The sequence below is a fragment of the Cupriavidus sp. 05L411 genome, from assembly GCF_056398045.1.
Map to the genome: position 1 here is coordinate 76,118 of NZ_JBFTOQ010000016.1, position 17,136 is coordinate 93,253.

The window sequence follows — 17,136 nt, forward strand, 5'->3', positions numbered from 1 at the left end:
ATGGCTGACCAAACTCCCGTCGTTCCTCACGAGCATCTCGTCAAGGAAACCGTTGTCGAGATGGAGTACTACGAAGACCACGCCGCACCGCGCGGTGAGTCGCCCACATTCCGGCACACGAAGGCTACGGGCCACAAGGCCGGCCTGCGATGCGCGATCAGCGGCCAGCCGAATCCCGAGTATCACCATGTGTTCTGCGAATGGGCGGACATGGATGCCGTTGACTGGGTGGCGGTGAAGGCGATCGCGATCGGCGAGATCACCGAGATCCCGGTTCTGGACGAGATCACCGACCAGCCTACCGGCGAAACCTTCCCTGTCGAGCAGTCGGCCGTATGGCTGATCTGCAAGATCACCGAAGCGCGCGGCTTTGATTGGCGAGCCTTCGACCCAGAAAAGCCCGAGACCTTTGTCGATTCGATGCAGAACATGCTTCCGCTGTCGATGAAGTTCCACCGGTCGGCGGTGCACGGCATTCATCACCGCACGCTGCCCACGTTTGTCTTCCAGGCCTACCYGCGGCGCGCCGGATTCATCTTCACACCCGACGAGGTTCAACCATGCTGATTCTTGACGCTATCGGGGCGGCCATCAAAGCCGTGTTCGCCACGCCCGAGCGGATCTTCTTTGCTGCGGTGCTAGTCGTGTTGGCGCTGGCCGGCGGCGCGGTCTGGGTCTATCGCGGTGAGCGGGATTCGGCGCGCGCTGAGTTGGTGCAGGCCCGGGCCGACCTGGTCAAGGCCAAGGACGACAACCAGGCGCTGGCGGGGTCAGTCGCCACCCAGAACGCCGCGGTGGTCGCGATCGAGGCGCAGGCCAAGCTGCGGCAGTACGAAGCCGCCAAGGCGGATGCCACCGCCCAGGCAGCCCAGTCCAAGTACACGCTGCTGGCCGGCAAGATCCAGGCTCAAGTGCCGGGATCGGACCAGTGCGCATCGCTGCACGGGCTGCGGCAGACCTTTGTGAAGGAGCGCCCATGATCCGCGCGCTGATGTTGTGCCTGGTGCTTGCCGGCTGCGCCGCCGCGCCGCAGGTGATCGAGAAGCCGGTGGAGGTGAGGGTGCCGGTGGCCGTGCCATGCAAGGCGGCCGAGATCCCGGAGCCTGATTGGCCGCTGGCGAAGGTGCTGCCGGCGGCCAGCGACTTCGAGTGGTTCCAGGCGGCGCTGGTGGAGCTGGCGTTGCGCGCTGGGTATGAGGTCAGGCTGAAGGCCGCGGTGGCTGCGTGCCAGTAGGCTGCGACTCGCTATCGCTTGAACACAAAATTATCGTTTACCTTCGATGCCGACAATTCCTGGTCGACACAGCCCTTGAGAATCAGGTACGACCCGGCGCCGCTTCCGAATCTTGCGACACTATCGCAGTGCTTTCGTGTAGCGGCGGGGAGCTTTTCCCACGCACCCTTTAGGGCGTCATACGAAGACTGTTCTTGCTGGTAGCAGCCGCTGAGTATCAGCTGCGACGGCGCACCGCCAAAGTTCGCAACTTCGCTGCAGTGCGCTTTGACGTTGTAGTTGGGCATTTCTGCCATCGCGCTGCATGATAGGCCGGCTACTACACAAGTGAAGAGGATGCGTTTCATGTCAAGGGGGAAGTGGCTGGGGAAGTATGTTGGCTGTGTTTGCATCAATTCAAGCGCTTCGTGAATGACCTCAAGATGCCATCAACACACCGAGATGTGATCATGTAGCGCTTGAGGAAGAGTTGACCATTTGCGCCAACTTCCATCCTTCGGACTTCGCCGGCGGGGCCGGTTTCTCCTTCCGAGCAGTTTTTCTGCAGGGGTGCGCTGGTTTCAGCAACCCGCTCGATAGGACCGGCAAGATATGCCATGTAGGTGCTGTTGTCGTAGGACAGGCTACGAATCGTCTTAACGCTGTCGTCAGACCGGCTACCGTTTATGACCGCAAAAGTCTGGCCTGGGGCCATTTTTCGGCATGATCCGTTGATCGCCTGTGCTCCAGATACGTCCTCGCTGCTGCGATCTGACCGGGCACTGAAGGCTTGCCTAGCCTCGACCGCTGTGCTGCAGATCACCGGGTCATCATAAGCCGACTTGTACCTCTGCTCGGCGAGTGCGCCGGATGAAGCGATGGGCGCGATGATGCTCAGAATGCATAGCGTGAGACGCATCTTTCTGCTCGGTATTTGGTTTGTCGCAGATTATCTGCCTGGCGGCGTGCAGATAGCGTACCTCCCCACTGAGGTAGGGTATTTGGCCCCACTCGGCCGCCGTCGCTCGCATCGCCGGCTAGGTCTACGGGCTCGCCTACGACGCGCTGGCGCCCATTGCTTCCGCGCGATAGACCGACCAGTATTGGTGAGAGTGTTTCCCGCGGCGGGCGGTCTTACGCTCCACAAAGAGGCGAACGCGGCCGGCCGGGCCCGCATCTATCACCACCTGGTGTTCAGTAACGCCATCCCGGGTGGGTTCCGGGAGACCGGCGAGAGCGCTTGCGATGTAGTCACCGCGGACGGTCGGCAGAATGCCGTTCCGGGCCTCGCCCTGCGACTGGCCGGCGGCGATTGACGGGATCTGGCATCCCGCGGCGGATTTGCTGTTGCCCATGGTGGCACCTGAAAAATACTGTACGTATATACAGTATATCTCGGTGCGTGAAGTTCTCCACGCGTCAGGCCATCGGCACCCCGATTTGCCAGCTTTTTGCCAGCATCTTCCGTTTTAGCCTGTATCTATAAGGAATAGTAGGGGTTCGAGTCCCCTCCCTCGCACCAAAGTCTTTTTCGCATCACTTATTCACCTCGTTTCACCTCCCGCATTTCGGTATCACTTCAGCCCGCAAAGCTAAGCTGTACAAGGCTTGGCGGGTGAATTGCGGCAATCGCTTCGCTGCACTCTGCACATTCCCATTTCACTTCTAATCGGCACTCCGGCCCCATAACGGCCCCACGTTCGGCCCCACGAAATAGCACACTTTGCGAAGTCAGCATCTGGCTGGCGCGCGCAGGTGAAGGTGAAGGGCATCCGCGATTCCCGCCTGTTCGACACGAAGGCCGAGGCGCAGGCCTGGGCGGCCAAGCGCGAGACGGAAATGCGCTCGATCGGCGCCGGGATGGGAAGCAAGACCCACACGGTCGGCGATGTCCTGGACAAGTACCAAAAGGACGTCAGCCCGAAGAAGCGCGGCAGTCGCTGGGAGATCCTGCGGCTTGAGCTGATCGGCCGGAAGGAGATCGAGGGTAAGCTGTTCCGCGACATCCGACTGATGGACCTCAAGCCATATCACATCACCGCCTGGCGCGATGCCCGGGAGCGGGGGGTGGCAGGGGCCTTGGTGTCGCGGGAGATGTCGTTGCTGTCGCACGCGTTGAAGGTGGCGCGCGACGAGTGGGGCTTGCTACTGACCGACCCAATGAAGACGGTAAGCCGTCAGCCGGAGACAGCCCGCCTCGCGAGCGGCGCATCACAGATGCCGAGGCAGGGCTGATCGGCCAGTCGCTGGGGTGCCGGGAAGGGTTGCCGGTTGAGCTGCCGGTGCAACGTGTGGCGGTCGCGTTCCTGTTCGCCATCGAGACGGTCATGCGGTCCGGCGAGATCCTGGGGCTCACCAGCTTGTCGTTCGCCGCGGGCAGGCGCGGATCAGCGACCGACCACCGGCCGTTGTCGTGGCCAGCAGTTGCCGACACCGCACCGCTCGGCTGTTACCACCCCACGCCGCCACACCATAGTGGCCACCGGTCAGGTAGTGATCGCCGCGCTCGCGTCACATGCCAGGGCGTGGGTCAGCCATGGCATAGGCTCCTTGGCCAGTGTCGTTGTGCGCGATGACCGTGCCGGCCGGCTGGTCAAAGCCGGTGATGCGATACTTGCCCGCGTCCTTGAAGCCGGTCGATGCGCGCGGGTCCTGCACGCACTGGCCGGTGCCGTGGGCGCTGGTGACGGCGCCAGCGGCCTGGTCCCAAGGGGCGATCTGGAACTCGTTGTTGTGCTTGGCCGGGCCGACGTGGCGCGGATCGGCGACGGTGTAGTAGCCCTGGCCGGGCATCTGCTGCGTGGCGATGGTGTTTGCATGCTGCTCCCACGGCGCATGCCATAGGCAGCCGCGGCACGTTCTCGAAGACGATCAGTTCGACCGGATCATCCTTCCAGGCCTCGCACATCAGCCAGACGCAGCGCAGCGTCAGCTCGTTGAGCGCCTGGTATTTTGGCGTGCGGCTCAGGGCCTCGGACAGCAGCCCGGACGCGCCTTTGCAGGGCGACGAGATGAACACGCAGTTCGGCCGCTCATTGCCGGCGGCGCGCCGGATGTCGGCTGCCGTGGCCTCGTGCCAGCCCGCCGGCGGCTCTTTGCCGTGGAAGGCGGTGTACATCGCGCGGGTGAACAGGTCCATGACCGTGCACTTCACGCCCACGAGTTGCTCGAAGTCGCGCGCGGCGGCCGGGTTCATGTCGATGCCGCCGATGCACTTCCGGGTCGCCACCATGTTGCCGACTTGGGAGGCGGCCTTTTTGAAGCCCTTAGCGCCCCCGCCCAGGCCGCAGCAGAAGCCGAACGGCTTGTATTCGCGGCGGATCATGCGAACACCTCGGTATTCTGTTGACTATTCTTTGCATTCGAAATTGGTCGGTGCTGGTAGCCTGTTTGCCCCCAACGCGCCAATCCGATTGCCGACCAATGACTACCGTTCTTGCCATTACCGTTGCCTGCGGCGCATTTCTCAGGCTCTGCGTCGCGTCTCCCTACGAAGGGGCGTTCGGGCTGGACAGATGCGATCTGGACGGATTCAACGTGACCCCGGCATGGGGCCACGATAGCGGCGATAACGGTGAATGCACGCACGTTGGGGATTGAGACGCTTTGCGCGTGTTCACGATTTTTTACAGATGCGCCGGATGGCGCCCGGTATGCCGGCGACAAATCAAGAATTCCACTGAGGAACGAGCCATGAAATCCATTCTTGTGTTGCTGATCGCCGGTGGCGCTTTGCTTAGCGGTTGCGCCGTGATTCCTTACGACGATGGATACGGGGGTGGCCAAGGCAACGGCTGCCCTCCGGGGCAAGCTAAGAAGGGAAATTGCCGAGTTGACCAGTACGGGAACGAATCCTTCTGCCCACCAGGTCAGGCGAAGAAGGGCCGCTGCTGAGTTGCATGGGGTGATCACTTCGTCTCTCCTTTTGCAGCCTTGCGCGGCAGGTGCTGCATATCGACCGTCGGATGCGCCAGCGCGTCGATTTGCTCGCACGGCCACATGCGGTCGGTATCGCGCTCGCAAATGCGCGATGCCTCGTCTAGCGTGTACTTGCCTGCCTCGTTGATGCGCGTCACATAGCCGCTGCGATTCTTGCCCCACCACATCACGCAGTTGCCGACGAACTGGCGGGTGTCCTGCACGTAGAACATCGGCACAGCGGGCGACGGATCTTCCGTCTCCGTGGATGCCCGGTAGTTCCAAGCCTCAATGGCTTCGGCCTCCGACCTGTATTGCAAGGCGATGGACTGCCCGTAGCAGAGCACTCCCGGCGCCGTGTACATGGTGCAGCCAGCAGCGTGCCAACCGTCGCTCATCTTCGTGGCGGCCGGTTGTCCGCAGAACGGGCACGGCTTCAGCTTCTGGGCGCTCTCAGTCATGGCCGCCCTCGTGGTGCTTGTAGACGATCTCATCCATTGCTGCGCCCAGGCGCTTGGCAGTGGAGGATCCCTTGTAATCGTTCTCCCACATACCATCGACAGATCGCACTGGAAGCAAGATTCCCCTGCCATGGCACGCCGAGCAAATCAGCATGGGGCCATCGAATGAGCGACGTACTTGGCCGCCACCGTTGCACCGATCACATTTCTCAGCCACGGCTCTCTCCTTTGGCGATTGCGGCGTCGATGGCTTCGTCAAGGCGCTCGTCGCTGGGGCAGTCTGTGCCGAGGCGTACATCGGAGTGATGGCAAGCCACCACGAATTGAATTGATTCGTTCCAGTGCTGTTCTCGCAGCCACCGATGCCGCTCCGCATCGCGTTTGTCCTCGCTGGGCTGCTCTGCGGCCAATTTCGTCACATCACGAGAATGGTCGGCCAAGAGGGCGGTAGCGAATGCGATCAGCTTGGCATTGAATCCTGCGGACCATTCGCGCTCATTGGATCGCGGCGAGATCAGGCCGCGCTCGCCCGCGAGATCCAGAAACACGTCATCCGTCAGCACCTTGGCGCTCGGTTGTGGGGCGATAGGCGATGCGCTCGGGGTAACTGCTTTGCCTGTGCTGAACAGATCCTGTGCGCGTTCGCGGTAGTGCTTGGCGGCACCAAGGGTGGCTTCCTCGCTGTCCAGCGTTCCGCAATGGTTGGCCTTCGAGGTCCGGCGAGCTCACGACGCCATCGGCTTCCATCTGCTCGATCAGGCGCGCGGCGCGGTTGTAGCCGAGCTTGAAATGGCGCTGCACCATGCGCCGCCGAAGCCGCCGAGAAAGCCCAAGGCCGCTGCCCACCTCGACCATCCCGAGGCCGCCTAAAGGCGACCCGACCAATACGACCTTTGCCGCGCCTCTCGGCGCGCCACAACTGAACGGGCTGCGGCCCGACCGGGGGAATCACCAGGCGGCGACGATCACCGGCACGGTGCTTATCGGCCAGGACACCGTACCACGCAAGGGCATATATGCCCTGCGCAATCAGCGCGTGTCGGTCGGTGTGCTGGTGGACTGCGACGACTCGACCACCTGGGCCAACCAGGTCGCGTTCGGCCTGTCCGAAGGCATATACATGATCGGCGTTGGGCCCGCTGGCGACAAGATCGCCAGCGCGGTTTCCACGAAGGCGACCGCCGGCATCGACAGCTACGCCTTCAGGCTGTTGTTCGGCGACTGGATCTACTTCCTGGACACGGCCAACGGCGTGACCCGCTTGATCTCGCCGCAGGGCTTCGTGGCCGGCTTGCTGGGGAAGCGCAGGCCAAGATCCGCGCCTATGCCGCTGCAAAGGCCGACGCCGACGCGCAGGCGGCCCAATCCAAGTACACGCTGCTGGCCGGCAAGATCCAGGCGCAGACGCCTGGCGCCGACCAGTGCGTATCGCTGCACGGGTTGCGGCAGACCTTCACGACCGAGCGGGGGAAGCTATGAAGTGGCAACTTGCGAAATTTCGAAATTTCGCGGCGCTGGCTGCACGCAGGAATATTCTGGGAATATTCTGCGCCGCGCTTTGTAGTCTCGCCGGCTGCGCTGCCGCGCCGCAGGTGATCGAGAAGCCGGTGGATGTGAGGGCGCCGGTGGCCGTCCCGTGCAAGACGGCGGAGATCCCCGAGCCGGACTGGCCGCTGGCGAAGGTGACGACCGGCGCCAGCGACTTCGAGCGGTTCCGCGCGGCGCCGGCCGAGCTGCTGCTGCGCGCTGGCTACGAGGTCAGGCTGAAGGCAGCTGTGGCGGCCTGTCAGTGAACATTCATCTTTGCGACAGATGGAAAAAGGGGTGTAGGCGGCAGGGTAGACACCTACACCCTCGAGGATTGGCAACGGGGTCAATCTGTCGCCGGTATTGATTGTGGTGCGTCGCAGCAATATCAGTACCCCTCCGATGAAGGGAGGCGTCGCGGAGCAGGGAAGGTGGCTTACGTACCTGGAGAGCGAGGCGCGGAAACCGGCGCTGCTAAGCATCGAAAGACAACGAAGAACATCACCCAAATTGGTGATGTTAGCTGGTACAGCGACCGCTAGACTTGCGTGGGGCTTACTGCGACGTTATCTCTGTAGGGCTAAAGGTTGGCGTCAAGATGCCACAGATTGACAGGAATTTACTTTGTCATTTCTTAGCACCCGACGCAATGCTAGACGATACAGGGTACAGCATTTTTAGCAAAGGAGAGATCGATACACATAGAATGCTGTTGACACTCAACCGCGCGAATCAGCCAGTTTTTTCGGTACTTCGGATGGTAGGAAAAGTGAATAAAAAATTCAAAGGAATAGTGGTAGGCGGATTCAGATTTCGCTGGGCCTTGTTGGGATGCATTGGCTTCAGTTTCAGCGTTTCAAGTCACGCATTTTGCGAGCAGGAAGCAGTCGCACATTGCAATCAAAATGAAAACCCCGGATATGTCGACGGCTGCATCAGGACTGCCGCGCAGAGCATGTATCGCCATTTAGATGACCCAGAACTCTCGGCGCAAATTCGGGAGGATGCGTCGGCACCGCCGGGGAACATTGGCTACGAAAAGAAAATTGCGCTGCAAAAATGTGTGATTGCAAAATACGACAGAGAAAAATCTGTCGCAGCGGCGAAAACGGACACCCAGAAGGCCAAAAAGGCAGGCGGAGACGCCAGCATTGACAACCGGGATAAGAAGCCGGCTGTAATAGCGACGAATGACAAGAGCGCGGAAGGCGATAGACAGTCTAAAAACAAGACAGAGAGTGATCGTGCGCCATACATAGCAACAAAGTGTGTACGCATCGTCCAAGGAGGACAGGGCGTTGCGGATGCGTACAAGCGCATAAAGAACGATTGTTCCACCCCAGTCACCGTTGTGTTTTGCTTGGAGGCGCAGGGAGGCATCAATGAGTGTTTGAATCCACGCCGTTACGGTCTAAGCGATGTCATTCCCCCTCACAGGTACCAAATGACAGCGGACGCGATTCAAGGGCCATGGACTGCCTGGTACTTTGTCTGTGACATGAGCAACCCTAAGAGGCAGACCTGCCTTTCGCCCAAAGAGATCGCGGGTGCGGCTCCATTTCGCGATTGATTTAACTACTAGCGCCGGAGCCCAAGGGCATGGGACCTACTCGGCAGCCGTCGCCCGCGGCGCGCGCGGCGCCGGCTCAGCGTCCATCAGCACGGACGGGTAGGGCCGCATGAAGCTGCGCTCCCGCTCGGGATCCCGGCAGGTCAGCCATTCATCCCATTCCGCCCGCGGCACGATCACGATCATCCGTTTTTCCTTGCCCGGGGCGTGGAAGTGGTTCATCAGCGGGTGCTTGTCGGAGTTGATGGTCAGCATGGTGAAGCTAAACACTTCCGAGCTGGCCTCGCCCGGCCAAGCGTGCCAGAGACCCGCGATGGCGAACTCAGGTTCGTCCTTCAGCGCATGGATTTGGGGCCGCTCGCGCGCGGCGCGCCAACAGCAAGCCCAAAAGGGCGGCAGAAAATGAAATCACTGCAATGATGACCGTTTGAGAACAATCGGACGGTTTGGGAACTACAAAATTCCACGTGAAGAAGCGCGCCAGAGGTCAGCCCTGCGAGTAGGGCGCTTTTCCTCTTGTGGGATTTCCGTATTTGTCGGTTCGCCACACCACCCCGATTAGGCGATCTACATTCCCCCATAAAGGGCTATTGCAGACACTGCCAGCGCGTCGGAGACTGGGCATCACTTCACTCTCATGAAGCTGACATGGAAGCCACAAAAGAGCAGGGCGACGCCGCCAAGAAAAACGCCATGCGCGCCGAGATGCTTCGCGCGCAGGCGAGGCGGTTCATGAAGTTCGTGGGCGAATGTCTTGCTCAGGAGGGATTCATGGCCCGCGCCGCGGTGGAAGGCCCAGCGTTGCCGGGTGACGAGAGGGAGAGTTTCGAGCTCAATACTAGCTTCGGCCGCGTTTATGCTCAGTTCGGCTTTGCGAAGTGGGATGGGCACCTCGTGGGGCGGTACCAATTCTCGCGCTTCATTCTAGGCGCGGATGAGATGATGCGGCTGGTCCCATTCCACGTGATTCTGATCGAGGATCAGGGAAACGCAACCTTTGCCGAGGATGGCTTCTTCGAATGGAAGATCCCAGATAGTCCGGATAGCAACTACGGTCCGGCGCTCGTCGGCTGTTTGCTCCACGGATTCCAGGAGTCGCTTCCACAGTTAAAGCGACCGCGGTAGAACTGATTCGCCGGAATACAGCCACCTTCGGGTGGCTTTCTCTTTACTGCAGCCCTGACCGGCTGCTGCTCTTGGCCACCTCAGAGTGGCCTTTTTCATCTAGGGCGCCAGCGTGCGCACCAGTCTCGACTTCAGCGGCCAAGGCCTAAATGCGAGAATCCAGACGCAGGCCAGAGGCCCAAATACAGGTATCAGGGCTAGATACTCGTAGCCCGACTCGAAGCGAGCCGTCCGGAATACCTTCCGGAATGGGAAGAACCAGAGCGCCTCGAAGACAAGGAAGCCCAGCAGGAAGATGCTCATAGCGGCCTCATGGTGCGGTGCACACGTTGGAAGCAGTGTACGGCCGGTCTGCGTTCTTTGATCCCCCAATATTGGGGGAGCGTTTGAATTCCTCGAGTGGCTCCCCCGTGATGCCTTCGCAGTCGAGGCGCAGCTCGGCCGTGTCACCGGGCAGGAACTGGGTTTCCAGGAGGATCGATGCCGCTTGATAGGTCACAGCGAACATGCCATCTCCTGACGAGTGGCATAGTGGCGCGCGCCGCGGGTGCGCAGGCGGATTGAGCGAGGCCCCGCGAACTGGATGCTGTGGGCGAGTTGGAAGCTGAGCGAGGTGCCCTGGTAATCGAACGCCAGGCGGTCGATTGTCCACGCCAGCGCCATGATTGCTGCGGTATCGACCCCAGTCAGGGTCAGGGTCGCGCTCGCGGCCAGGGCGATGGCCTCCACCTCTGGGTTCCATGTGTCGGCCACGAGCAGCGGATCGTCGATGGCGAGGTGGAGGCAGCGTATCGCCAGACGCGCTACCCCGTGGGACTGGCTGTAGAGGTAAACTATACCGGGGGCGCAGGCGAACATGTCTCTCTCACTGGTACTGTATGGATATCCAGTATAAGAGCTGCCCCAAGCCAGGCGCGGATAGTTGAGTTAACTGTATGGATATACAGTATCTGCCGCCAACCATCTCGCGGGCTTCGGTGGCGTCGATCCTGGAGTGGTCGTTGTGCGGCATGCATGCACAGAATTGCTCGCTGCGCACCGGGACATTGGCGTACGGGGCGAAGTCACCCGGGGTCGGGACGGCCCTATACCAGCTGGGCATAGATGCGCGGGTGAGGGCGCCAATGGTCTTGTGATGCACACGTTACGATTTCGTAACGTGTCGGCGCGGGGGGGCGGGATAGACTGAAACGCACAGGTCCTCACACGTGGGCTATAGGAGATCGAGATGCGGAAGATCAAGGTGTTCGCCAGCTTTGCGCTGGCGGCGTGTACTCTCACTTCGATTGCGGGCTATGCCCAAGATAGGGGGCCTGGCGGCGATGATCGCGGAAGGCCACCCATGGGTCATGATCAGGGACAAGATCACGATAACCAGCACGGCCACAACGACCGCGGCCGGGATGGTGACCACCGCCAGCAAGGTGACAGAGGTTGGGAAGGTGATAGGGGCAGGGAACAGATGGACGAAAGGTATGGCCCTGATCGTCGCGCCGATCGTCCGGGCCCTGGCAGCTGGCACAGGGGTGAAAGGGTCCCCCCGGAATACCGTCAGCGTCAGTACGTGATCGATGACTGGCGCGCCTATCGGCTGTCGCCTCCGCCGCGCGGATACCAGTGGGTGGGCGTTGGCGGGGATTACTTTCTCGTCGCCGTTCCGACCGGCGTGGTCTTCCAGGTGGTCATCGGGCGCTAGGTTGCGGACAGCAAAAAGCCCGCCGGGTGGCGGGCTGCGATGATTTGACGATAAGCCCTTAGTGTCGATGGATCAGGTGGTCAAACCATGTCTGGACGGCACGTTGTCGTGCCGATAGCAGGGTCGGATCATGTTCGCGGAGCACCCAGACAACGATCGCGCATAGCGCTAATCCGACGAGCAGGACGACTAGCGAGGCAACCATGGCAGCCTCCTATTGGGTGGCTATACAACCAGTGTAGGCCATTCCCGCCGTGCCCGAGCGTGTCAAGTCCTGACATAGGTTGACACGGACAAGAGCCTACGCCTTAGGCGGGGAGACGCATTTGAACGTCAGTTCTGACTCAAGTGGGGTCCACCCGCGAGCGCCGTGGGTCTTCATGTCAACCGCCTCCATTTCTTTGTCTTGCCCCTGGCAGTACTCGTTGGCACGACGCAGGCTGCTGGCCTTGATTTCTTGCCACGAGTCCACACCGCCCAGGTGGCGGGTGCCTACTGTAAAGTTGCCGTTCCCGGCTGGGCTGACCTCCGAAACTGTGGTGCAGCCTGCAAGAAGCGCGACCAATGCCAGCGCGGCTATGCACATATTTCCTTCCTGTTAGTTATCGTTTAGATTGGCTCAAACCGGCCCGGTAGAACGCCGGATCCTCCGTTTTGTGGAGAGTCAAGCAAGGGAACGCGCCACGCGCAGCTGCAATGTAGGCGGCCGCGTTGCGGGTGCCTTCTGCTGAATGAAAGGTCTCAGGCTGGCCGCCTGCGGCCTACGCGCAAATCCCGAGGCCGCAGGCGCATCCCCGACTTGCTGTCATCGCATCTCGCAATGATGAACGGCCTGTAGGACGAAATCCGGCATGAAATCAGTGCGCACCCGATAGCATTTGCGTATGGCTTGAGGGATGCTGGATTACCCAGCTCGGACAAGCCCATGCTGCTCTTTGTGATCGTTACCCTTGCGGCAATTGGGGTGATCACCATTGTGATTTCCCTGATGAAATAGTGTCGATGCTCCGATCCAGTTCCCCAAAGACCAGACGAGGCTAACGGAAGCGCCAGGTCGGCGAGCATCGCGCCAACGGCCGGTACGCGGGTCGACTCCTACTACAGCGGGGAGTCCCACATCTGCAGTCTTGGTTTCCAGCGACGGCGGTTAATTTGACGTGTCGCTCAATGCAGCCATTCGTTGAGAGAAGCTGCTTCAAGATGAAGTCGGAGTGGCCAGTCTCAGCGCGCGGTCGCGGATCCTTCCTAGGAGATGCTATGGCTTTCAAATACACCTTCATTGATGTAACCAACGCCACGCCCGCCGGCGCCCCCGTTCTCGTGGCTGAACTGACCGCAGACGCGCCCATCGCGCATCTCGCTATTGGTGCGGTCATTCGTCTGCCGGACGCTGGCGGCAAGCCTTGGCTGGTAAAGGAACTGAGCCTGAGCCCTACGATCCAGGCCAACGTGGTCGGCGCGGACTTGGCGGTCTTGGTCTATGTGACTGCCGAGTAGGCCTGCGGCTTTCGCGGACATCCACGAATGCGCTGTGTGGCTGTCACGCAGCAATTCCCAGCATCTTTGCCGGCAAGTGGCAGGTACTGCCGAACCTGACCGCATGCCGAGCAGAATGCTCCGGCGGGCACCGCGGTCAGCCTGCCGCGGCTTGGAGCCGTCGAGCTCGCGCGCCCACTCTGGATCCCGGCAGGTCAGCCAGCCATCCCATTCCGCCCGCGGCACGATCACGATCATCCGTTTTTCCTTGCCTGGGGCGTGGAAGCGGTTCATGAGCGAATGCCTGCCCGCCGCTCGTGGGGCAGATTATGTTGCCCGAGGGAAGGCCGCCGACAGTTGGCTGCCCGCAACGCCGCTTGCATGACGCGTCAACGATTGCGAAAATCGCGAGCGGTTTTGGACAATGCTGACGAGCGCGCGTCGCAACAAGGGCTCAAGAAACAACCCATGAAAAAAATAACAACGCTTTTTCTAGCGTTTACGGTCGCCGGCTGCGCAAGCTCGGCGGCGCCGAACTTCGTGAACGGAAGATATTACATGGCAGGCGATTCGACATGCGAGCGATACAGGGTTCTTTCGCCAAGTCGAATCATGTGCTTTAACTCGGACGGTCAGGCAACCGGATACAGAGATGCCATGACTGATCAGCAGTTGCAGATGTATCAGTTCAATCAGCAGATGACTGTCCAGCAAATGCAGCAGCTCAATGCGCAATTGCAGCAGCAAAACCAGCAACTGCAGCAACAGCAGAACGCATGGCGTCAAATGCCGCAATACGTGGCGCCGCAAGCCGCGCCTCTGACACCACAAGACGGCAATCAGATCCGATGCATCAACACCGGGCCGGTTACTCGCTGCCAATACTAATCTAATGGCGCATTGCGCCGCCTCCCAGGCCGCAAACGCAAGCCACCCACGATGGTGGCTTTTTTCATGGCCGCTGCCGGCCCGTTGTCGGCGCTCGCAGTAGGGGCTACTTCGCTGAGCTGCCGGACTCCCGGGGGGGGGCGGGTTGGGCTGTGCCTGGTCATAGGAAGGGGTGGGCGGCCAAAGTGAGCGCCAAGGGCAATCAGCGGCTGGCCAGCGTCGTTGCTATGTCAGCGCCGGGCACGCCGTATCGGGTGTGGGCATAAAAAAAAGACCGGCCGAGACGGGAGATCCTTGCCGGTCTTGCGCAGAAGCAGGAGCGCAAAGGGGCACAGCAGATGCCGTGCGGCGCGAATTAAATCAAATTAAGATCTGATATGCAACATATTTAATTTGTAAGGGCCAGATGACAAGATGTCCCTAAGTTCAGTCAAAGCCCGCCATGTGCGTGCTTCTTCATTTCTTAGGCCTTGGTGGCCGAAACAGCCTTCCAGGCTGCCACTGGCCTGTCGCAGGCGTTTTTCAACACGGGCTCAAATTGACAGTATACTGTCAATTTGATGGGCGGCTCGGCGCTTTGGTGATGTGCCTGCGCAAGCTATTGATGCTGTCTATTGCACTGTGAATCGCAGTTGCCGACAGTTCACCAATTTCCCCGCGAAAGCCGCGGAATCGATACAGGAGATCACGATGAAGCAGACAACAATCGCTGGAACGCAGGGCAGTCTTGCGCTGCTTGAAGCGGGCAATGGCAGCGATCTGCCCGTGCTGTTCCTGCATGCGGACTCGGGGAGAGCAAGCCAATGGGCGGAGATGCTCAAACGCATCGGGGGACGCAGGCGGGTGTATGCGCTTGATTCGCGGGGAAGCGGAGATAGTGCCCCTGCTGCGGATGGTGATTATTCCTATGCGGGGCGAGCACAGGACATTGTCGATACCGCCGCGTCCTTGAAACTGGATCGGTTCATTATCGTGGCACACAGCGGCAGTGGTGCGGCTGCCTTGGAATATGCCGCCAGGCACGCGGGCCGGGTGGCGGGACTGTTCCTGCTGGATCCTGCGACGGATCCACGGGCGCTTCCTGCTGATATTCGCGCCGGAATTCTAGAGGCCCTGAATGGGGCTGCGAGCCTTGATGTGCAGCGGGGGTTCTATGCCTCGATCGTGGGCACCAACCCACAGGTAAAGGCCAGGGTGCTGGAAGACTGTGCTGCGGTCGACCTGGCAGCACGGCTGGGATTTGCGGCCGCTTTCGCAAGCTGGAATCCCGAAGCTGCGCTCGATGCATGGAAAGGCCCCATTTTTCTCCTGGTCAGCAGCGCGAACGACAAGCCAAGTGCGCTTCATGCGCTGCGGCCGGCGTTGCCGCATGCCGTGGTGGCCGATACCGGGCACTGGATACAGCTCGACCAGCCCGATCGCGTCGAGCGAGAAATCCTGCGCTTCATCGCTAGCGTCCAATAGGAAGGAGATTGGGAATGCGCGTCGATAAAACCGAAGCGGGCGTGATTCTGACGGATATCGTGCTAAAGGTGTTCCGTCTCGAAGGCGGTTTCATGGCAGCAGCCGAACAGATCGCTGCGCCAGCGGGATTGACGGCGGCCCGATGGCGCGTTCTCGGGGCCGTGCTCCATGAACACCGCACTGTCGCGGAGATTGGGCGTTTCATGGGGCTAACCCGGCAAAGTGTGCAGCGTCTGGCGGACGTCCTGGTAGGCGAGGGTCTAGCGATGTTCCTCGACAATCCATCCCATAAATCCGCCAAATTGCTTGCCCCAACCCCCGCAGGCCATTCTGCTGTGGCGCTATTGGCAACGCGTCAAGCTGCCTGGGCGAATGCGGTCAGTCAGACATTCAGCGCTGAACAGTTCATCCAGTGCAGAACAACGATCGAAGCAATCATCTCATGTGTCGAGGCGACACGAATTGGCCCAGGCGAGATATAAGCGAGGGCGCTGGTGCTACGGCAAAACGCCGATGCGCACCTTCCTCGACTCCCTTGAGCCTGCCAAGGAGAAACTTGTCCGGCATTGAATCGCGCTTCTCGATTCAATGCCCCGGCTACCTGTCGGATTTCCTCGCGCCAAGTCTCGTTTTCAGACGAGGAATTCGACAACCCCACCTTTCAATTGGTACATCGCTCCGACAATTTTTAATTTTCCATCCTTCTCCATCGGCGCCAGCACGTTACTCCCGTTTCGTATTGCGTCGATCGTGCGTCGAACATTGGTTTTTGCCACCGCATCGACAAATTCATCATTCTTGCTGCTTCTGTCGCCGGAGTACTGCGTTTCATCCACAGCCGGTCTGATCTTGGCCAAGAGACCGGTCAGGCTTCCCAGTTCGACATGATCAATCGCGCCCTTGATTGCTCCGCATCCTGTGTGCCCCATCACCAAGATAACTTTGGCGCCGGCCGCCGCACAGGCGAACTCCAGGCTTCCAATGAGATCCTCATTGGCGATATTGCCCGCGATACGCGCGTTGAAAGTGTCTCCAATTCTCGTGTCAAGGATGATCTCGGCCGGGACCCGGGAGTCAATGCAACTCAAGATCACCGCCGCTGGATACTGCCCGCCGGTAGTCTCTCTTTTTTGTGCCAGATAATCGTGGGGTAGCATCTTCCCCAAACGGAAACGTCTATTTCCTTGCTTAAGGCTCTCGATAATCTGGTCCGGTGTCAATTTGTCTCGCTCAGACTTCGATAGCGCCACCGCGTAGGCTGATTCAGCGCCCCCCATGCTTCCCGCCAGCCCAACGGCTGCGACGCCAAGCGCAGTTTTCAGCACGGTACGTCTTCCAACGCCGTTGGAGGACGCCGCTGGACAACAGTCAGTATTCTTGTGCATCTCATTCTCCGCAAACAACCGCAAAGCGATCATTGTTGTCGGCATCGCGGCGCTGTCGTCCATGGGCGATTCTCTTCGCGCCGGCTCCCTGGCAGGCGGTAGCCGATCGCCAAGCCACCTGCTTCGCAGCTTGTGGAGTGGCGCTAAACACATGGTATTTGCAGTGAGGTTCCCGGGCTATTGGACTTTGGTCCCACGGGGGATCCCCGTATCGTCGGCGTGGACGTTAACGCTTCGCTTGTGCAGAAGCGGAAGCCGGACTCGCGCGGAAAGTCCTGGGATGAGACGGCTTTCAGATCTATGTGCCTGAGAGCCGGGCGGACATGCCGCTTGAGCTTGCCGCAGTCGTTTGCCGCACCCGCGTATCGTTCTGGGTACTCAGGAAAATGGGGCGCTCATGGTCTCGGCACGCC

Annotated in this window: 24 protein-coding genes and 1 pseudogene; 12 read left to right on the top strand and 13 right to left on the bottom strand. The window is 60.3% G+C overall.

Going from position 1 to position 17,136, the window contains the following annotated elements:
* Genes AC1DQR_RS20185 through AC1DQR_RS20195 form a run of 3 tightly spaced genes read left to right on the top strand, consistent with a single transcriptional unit; the run spans position 1 to position 1,234 of the window.
* Positions 1-567: a hypothetical protein gene (locus AC1DQR_RS20185; RefSeq protein WP_477133663.1), complete on the top strand. Its 567-nt coding sequence runs from the start codon at positions 1-3 to the stop codon at positions 565-567.
* Entirely contained in the window at positions 561-980 is a 420-nt protein-coding gene (locus tag AC1DQR_RS20190) for a hypothetical protein (RefSeq protein WP_477133664.1), read from the top strand. Before AC1DQR_RS20185 ends, AC1DQR_RS20190 begins: the two co-directional genes overlap by 7 nt.
* On the top strand, positions 977-1,234 hold the full coding sequence (locus tag AC1DQR_RS20195) for a hypothetical protein (protein WP_477133665.1): 258 nt from the start codon (positions 977-979) through the stop codon (positions 1,232-1,234). Before AC1DQR_RS20190 ends, AC1DQR_RS20195 begins: the two co-directional genes overlap by 4 nt.
* Before the next feature lie 391 nt (positions 1,235-1,625).
* On the opposite strand, the gene AC1DQR_RS20200 is transcribed toward AC1DQR_RS20195, so the two are convergent.
* Both AC1DQR_RS20200 and AC1DQR_RS20205 read right to left on the bottom strand, forming a co-directional pair.
* Entirely contained in the window at positions 1,626-2,132 is a 507-nt protein-coding gene (locus tag AC1DQR_RS20200) for a hypothetical protein (RefSeq protein ID WP_477133666.1), read from the bottom strand.
* 136 nt (positions 2,133-2,268) lie between these two features.
* Complete coding sequence (locus AC1DQR_RS20205) at positions 2,269-2,568, bottom strand: hypothetical protein (protein WP_477133667.1); 300 nt, start codon at positions 2,566-2,568, stop codon at positions 2,269-2,271.
* A 400-nt stretch (positions 2,569-2,968) separates the two neighbouring features.
* On the opposite strand from AC1DQR_RS20205, the gene AC1DQR_RS20210 reads away from it, so the two are divergent.
* Positions 2,969-3,448: a hypothetical protein gene (locus tag AC1DQR_RS20210; RefSeq protein ID WP_477133699.1), complete on the top strand. Its 480-nt coding sequence runs from the start codon at positions 2,969-2,971 to the stop codon at positions 3,446-3,448.
* A gap of 115 nt (positions 3,449-3,563) precedes the next feature.
* On the opposite strand, the pseudogene AC1DQR_RS20215 reads toward AC1DQR_RS20210, so the two are convergent.
* The 6 genes and pseudogenes from AC1DQR_RS20215 to AC1DQR_RS20240 all read right to left on the bottom strand — a co-directional run.
* Positions 3,564-4,538: pseudogene (locus AC1DQR_RS20215) on the bottom strand (DNA cytosine methyltransferase); the annotation flags it as partial.
* On the bottom strand, positions 4,535-5,125 hold the full coding sequence (locus tag AC1DQR_RS20220; RefSeq protein ID WP_477133700.1) for a hypothetical protein: 591 nt from the start codon (positions 5,123-5,125) through the stop codon (positions 4,535-4,537). The pseudogene AC1DQR_RS20215 and the gene AC1DQR_RS20220, both read right to left, overlap by 4 nt.
* Positions 5,122-5,592: a Lar family restriction alleviation protein gene (locus AC1DQR_RS20225; protein WP_477133668.1), complete on the bottom strand. Its 471-nt coding sequence runs from the start codon at positions 5,590-5,592 to the stop codon at positions 5,122-5,124. The genes AC1DQR_RS20220 and AC1DQR_RS20225 overlap by 4 nt, the downstream gene beginning before the upstream one ends.
* Before the next feature lie 209 nt (positions 5,593-5,801).
* On the bottom strand, positions 5,802-6,155 hold the full coding sequence (locus tag AC1DQR_RS20230) for a hypothetical protein (RefSeq protein ID WP_477133669.1): 354 nt from the start codon (positions 6,153-6,155) through the stop codon (positions 5,802-5,804).
* The gene (locus tag AC1DQR_RS20235; RefSeq protein WP_416048271.1) at positions 6,142-6,447 is read right to left on the bottom strand and encodes a DNA translocase FtsK; all 306 of its coding nucleotides are present in this window, start codon (positions 6,445-6,447) and stop codon (positions 6,142-6,144) included. Before AC1DQR_RS20235 ends, AC1DQR_RS20230 begins: the two co-directional genes overlap by 14 nt.
* Before the next feature lie 372 nt (positions 6,448-6,819).
* Positions 6,820-7,029, bottom strand: a complete 210-nt coding sequence (locus AC1DQR_RS20240; protein ID WP_416048272.1) for a hypothetical protein — start codon at positions 7,027-7,029, stop codon at positions 6,820-6,822.
* Between the two features lie 38 nt (positions 7,030-7,067).
* Between AC1DQR_RS20240 and AC1DQR_RS20245 the strand changes: the two genes are divergently transcribed.
* On the top strand, positions 7,068-7,385 hold the full coding sequence (locus AC1DQR_RS20245; RefSeq protein ID WP_416048273.1) for a hypothetical protein: 318 nt from the start codon (positions 7,068-7,070) through the stop codon (positions 7,383-7,385).
* Between the two features lie 332 nt (positions 7,386-7,717).
* Positions 7,718-8,689 carry a hypothetical protein gene (locus AC1DQR_RS20250; RefSeq protein WP_477133670.1) on the top strand — a complete coding sequence of 324 codons (972 nt, stop codon included), beginning with the start codon at positions 7,718-7,720 and terminating at the stop codon, positions 8,687-8,689.
* Between the two features lie 36 nt (positions 8,690-8,725).
* Here AC1DQR_RS20250 and AC1DQR_RS20255 read toward each other — a convergent pair whose 3' ends face one another.
* A complete protein-coding gene (locus tag AC1DQR_RS20255; protein ID WP_416050466.1) occupies positions 8,726-9,088 on the bottom strand; it encodes an SOS response-associated peptidase family protein in 363 nt (120 codons plus the stop codon).
* Positions 9,089-9,337: 249 nt separating this feature from the next.
* On the opposite strand from AC1DQR_RS20255, the gene AC1DQR_RS20260 reads away from it, so the two are divergent.
* Complete coding sequence (locus AC1DQR_RS20260) at positions 9,338-9,814, top strand: hypothetical protein (RefSeq protein WP_416048275.1); 477 nt, start codon at positions 9,338-9,340, stop codon at positions 9,812-9,814.
* A 99-nt stretch (positions 9,815-9,913) separates the two neighbouring features.
* Here AC1DQR_RS20260 and AC1DQR_RS20265 read toward each other — a convergent pair whose 3' ends face one another.
* Genes AC1DQR_RS20265 through AC1DQR_RS20275 form a run of 3 tightly spaced genes read right to left on the bottom strand, consistent with a single transcriptional unit; the run spans position 9,914 to position 10,672 of the window.
* Positions 9,914-10,117 (bottom strand): hypothetical protein, encoded by a 204-nt coding sequence (locus AC1DQR_RS20265; protein ID WP_416048276.1) that lies wholly within the window; start codon positions 10,115-10,117, stop codon positions 9,914-9,916.
* A 7-nt stretch (positions 10,118-10,124) separates the two neighbouring features.
* Positions 10,125-10,322 carry a hypothetical protein gene (locus AC1DQR_RS20270; RefSeq protein ID WP_416048277.1) on the bottom strand — a complete coding sequence of 66 codons (198 nt, stop codon included), beginning with the start codon at positions 10,320-10,322 and terminating at the stop codon, positions 10,125-10,127.
* Entirely contained in the window at positions 10,310-10,672 is a 363-nt protein-coding gene (locus AC1DQR_RS20275) for a hypothetical protein (protein ID WP_477133671.1), read from the bottom strand. The genes AC1DQR_RS20270 and AC1DQR_RS20275 overlap by 13 nt, the downstream gene beginning before the upstream one ends.
* Positions 10,673-11,042: 370 nt before the next feature.
* On the opposite strand from AC1DQR_RS20275, the gene AC1DQR_RS20280 reads away from it, so the two are divergent.
* The 5 genes from AC1DQR_RS20280 (at position 11,043) to AC1DQR_RS20300 (ending at position 15,820) form a co-directional block, all read left to right on the top strand.
* The gene (locus tag AC1DQR_RS20280; protein WP_416048279.1) at positions 11,043-11,510 is read left to right on the top strand and encodes an RcnB family protein; all 468 of its coding nucleotides are present in this window, start codon (positions 11,043-11,045) and stop codon (positions 11,508-11,510) included.
* A gap of 1,257 nt (positions 11,511-12,767) precedes the next feature.
* On the top strand, positions 12,768-13,007 hold the full coding sequence (locus AC1DQR_RS20285; RefSeq protein WP_416048280.1) for a hypothetical protein: 240 nt from the start codon (positions 12,768-12,770) through the stop codon (positions 13,005-13,007).
* Between the two features lie 360 nt (positions 13,008-13,367).
* A complete protein-coding gene (locus AC1DQR_RS20290; protein ID WP_416048281.1) occupies positions 13,368-13,874 on the top strand; it encodes a hypothetical protein in 507 nt (168 codons plus the stop codon).
* A 690-nt stretch (positions 13,875-14,564) separates the two neighbouring features.
* Complete coding sequence (locus tag AC1DQR_RS20295) at positions 14,565-15,338, top strand: alpha/beta fold hydrolase (protein WP_477133672.1); 774 nt, start codon at positions 14,565-14,567, stop codon at positions 15,336-15,338.
* Between the two features lie 14 nt (positions 15,339-15,352).
* Complete coding sequence (locus AC1DQR_RS20300; protein WP_416048283.1) at positions 15,353-15,820, top strand: MarR family winged helix-turn-helix transcriptional regulator; 468 nt, start codon at positions 15,353-15,355, stop codon at positions 15,818-15,820.
* A 150-nt stretch (positions 15,821-15,970) separates the two neighbouring features.
* Here the strand turns inward: AC1DQR_RS20300 and AC1DQR_RS20305 are convergent, their stop codons facing one another.
* On the bottom strand, positions 15,971-16,723 hold the full coding sequence (locus AC1DQR_RS20305; protein WP_416050467.1) for a carbonic anhydrase family protein: 753 nt from the start codon (positions 16,721-16,723) through the stop codon (positions 15,971-15,973).
* Positions 16,724-17,136: the final 413 nt, after the last annotated feature.

Excerpts from the sequence above, each read along its gene's own strand:
- AC1DQR_RS20200 (WP_477133666.1), bottom strand. The coding sequence starts at position 2,132 with ATGCGTCTCACGCTATGCATTCTGAGCATCATCGCGCCCATCGCTTCA.
- AC1DQR_RS20205 (WP_477133667.1), bottom strand. The coding sequence starts at position 2,568 with ATGGGCAACAGCAAATCCGCCGCGGGATGCCAGATCCCGTCAATCGCC.
- AC1DQR_RS20285 (WP_416048280.1), top strand. The coding sequence starts at position 12,768 with ATGGCTTTCAAATACACCTTCATTGATGTAACCAACGCCACGCCCGCC.
- AC1DQR_RS20280 (WP_416048279.1), top strand. The coding sequence starts at position 11,043 with ATGCGGAAGATCAAGGTGTTCGCCAGCTTTGCGCTGGCGGCGTGTACT.
- AC1DQR_RS20300 (WP_416048283.1), top strand. The coding sequence starts at position 15,353 with ATGCGCGTCGATAAAACCGAAGCGGGCGTGATTCTGACGGATATCGTG.
- AC1DQR_RS20265 (WP_416048276.1), bottom strand. The coding sequence starts at position 10,117 with ATGAGCATCTTCCTGCTGGGCTTCCTTGTCTTCGAGGCGCTCTGGTTC.
- AC1DQR_RS20295 (WP_477133672.1), top strand. The coding sequence starts at position 14,565 with ATGAAGCAGACAACAATCGCTGGAACGCAGGGCAGTCTTGCGCTGCTT.
- AC1DQR_RS20260 (WP_416048275.1), top strand. The coding sequence starts at position 9,338 with ATGGAAGCCACAAAAGAGCAGGGCGACGCCGCCAAGAAAAACGCCATG.
- AC1DQR_RS20245 (WP_416048273.1), top strand. The coding sequence starts at position 7,068 with ATGAAGTGGCAACTTGCGAAATTTCGAAATTTCGCGGCGCTGGCTGCA.
- AC1DQR_RS20225 (WP_477133668.1), bottom strand. The coding sequence starts at position 5,592 with ATGACTGAGAGCGCCCAGAAGCTGAAGCCGTGCCCGTTCTGCGGACAA.
- AC1DQR_RS20270 (WP_416048277.1), bottom strand. The coding sequence starts at position 10,322 with ATGTTCGCTGTGACCTATCAAGCGGCATCGATCCTCCTGGAAACCCAG.
- AC1DQR_RS20195 (WP_477133665.1), top strand. The coding sequence starts at position 977 with ATGATCCGCGCGCTGATGTTGTGCCTGGTGCTTGCCGGCTGCGCCGCC.
- AC1DQR_RS20250 (WP_477133670.1), top strand. The coding sequence starts at position 7,718 with ATGCCACAGATTGACAGGAATTTACTTTGTCATTTCTTAGCACCCGAC.
- AC1DQR_RS20275 (WP_477133671.1), bottom strand. The coding sequence starts at position 10,672 with ATGTTCGCCTGCGCCCCCGGTATAGTTTACCTCTACAGCCAGTCCCAC.
- AC1DQR_RS20235 (WP_416048271.1), bottom strand. The coding sequence starts at position 6,447 with ATGGTCGAGGTGGGCAGCGGCCTTGGGCTTTCTCGGCGGCTTCGGCGG.
- AC1DQR_RS20305 (WP_416050467.1), bottom strand. The coding sequence starts at position 16,723 with ATGCACAAGAATACTGACTGTTGTCCAGCGGCGTCCTCCAACGGCGTT.
- AC1DQR_RS20290 (WP_416048281.1), top strand. The coding sequence starts at position 13,368 with ATGACGCGTCAACGATTGCGAAAATCGCGAGCGGTTTTGGACAATGCT.
- AC1DQR_RS20190 (WP_477133664.1), top strand. The coding sequence starts at position 561 with ATGCTGATTCTTGACGCTATCGGGGCGGCCATCAAAGCCGTGTTCGCC.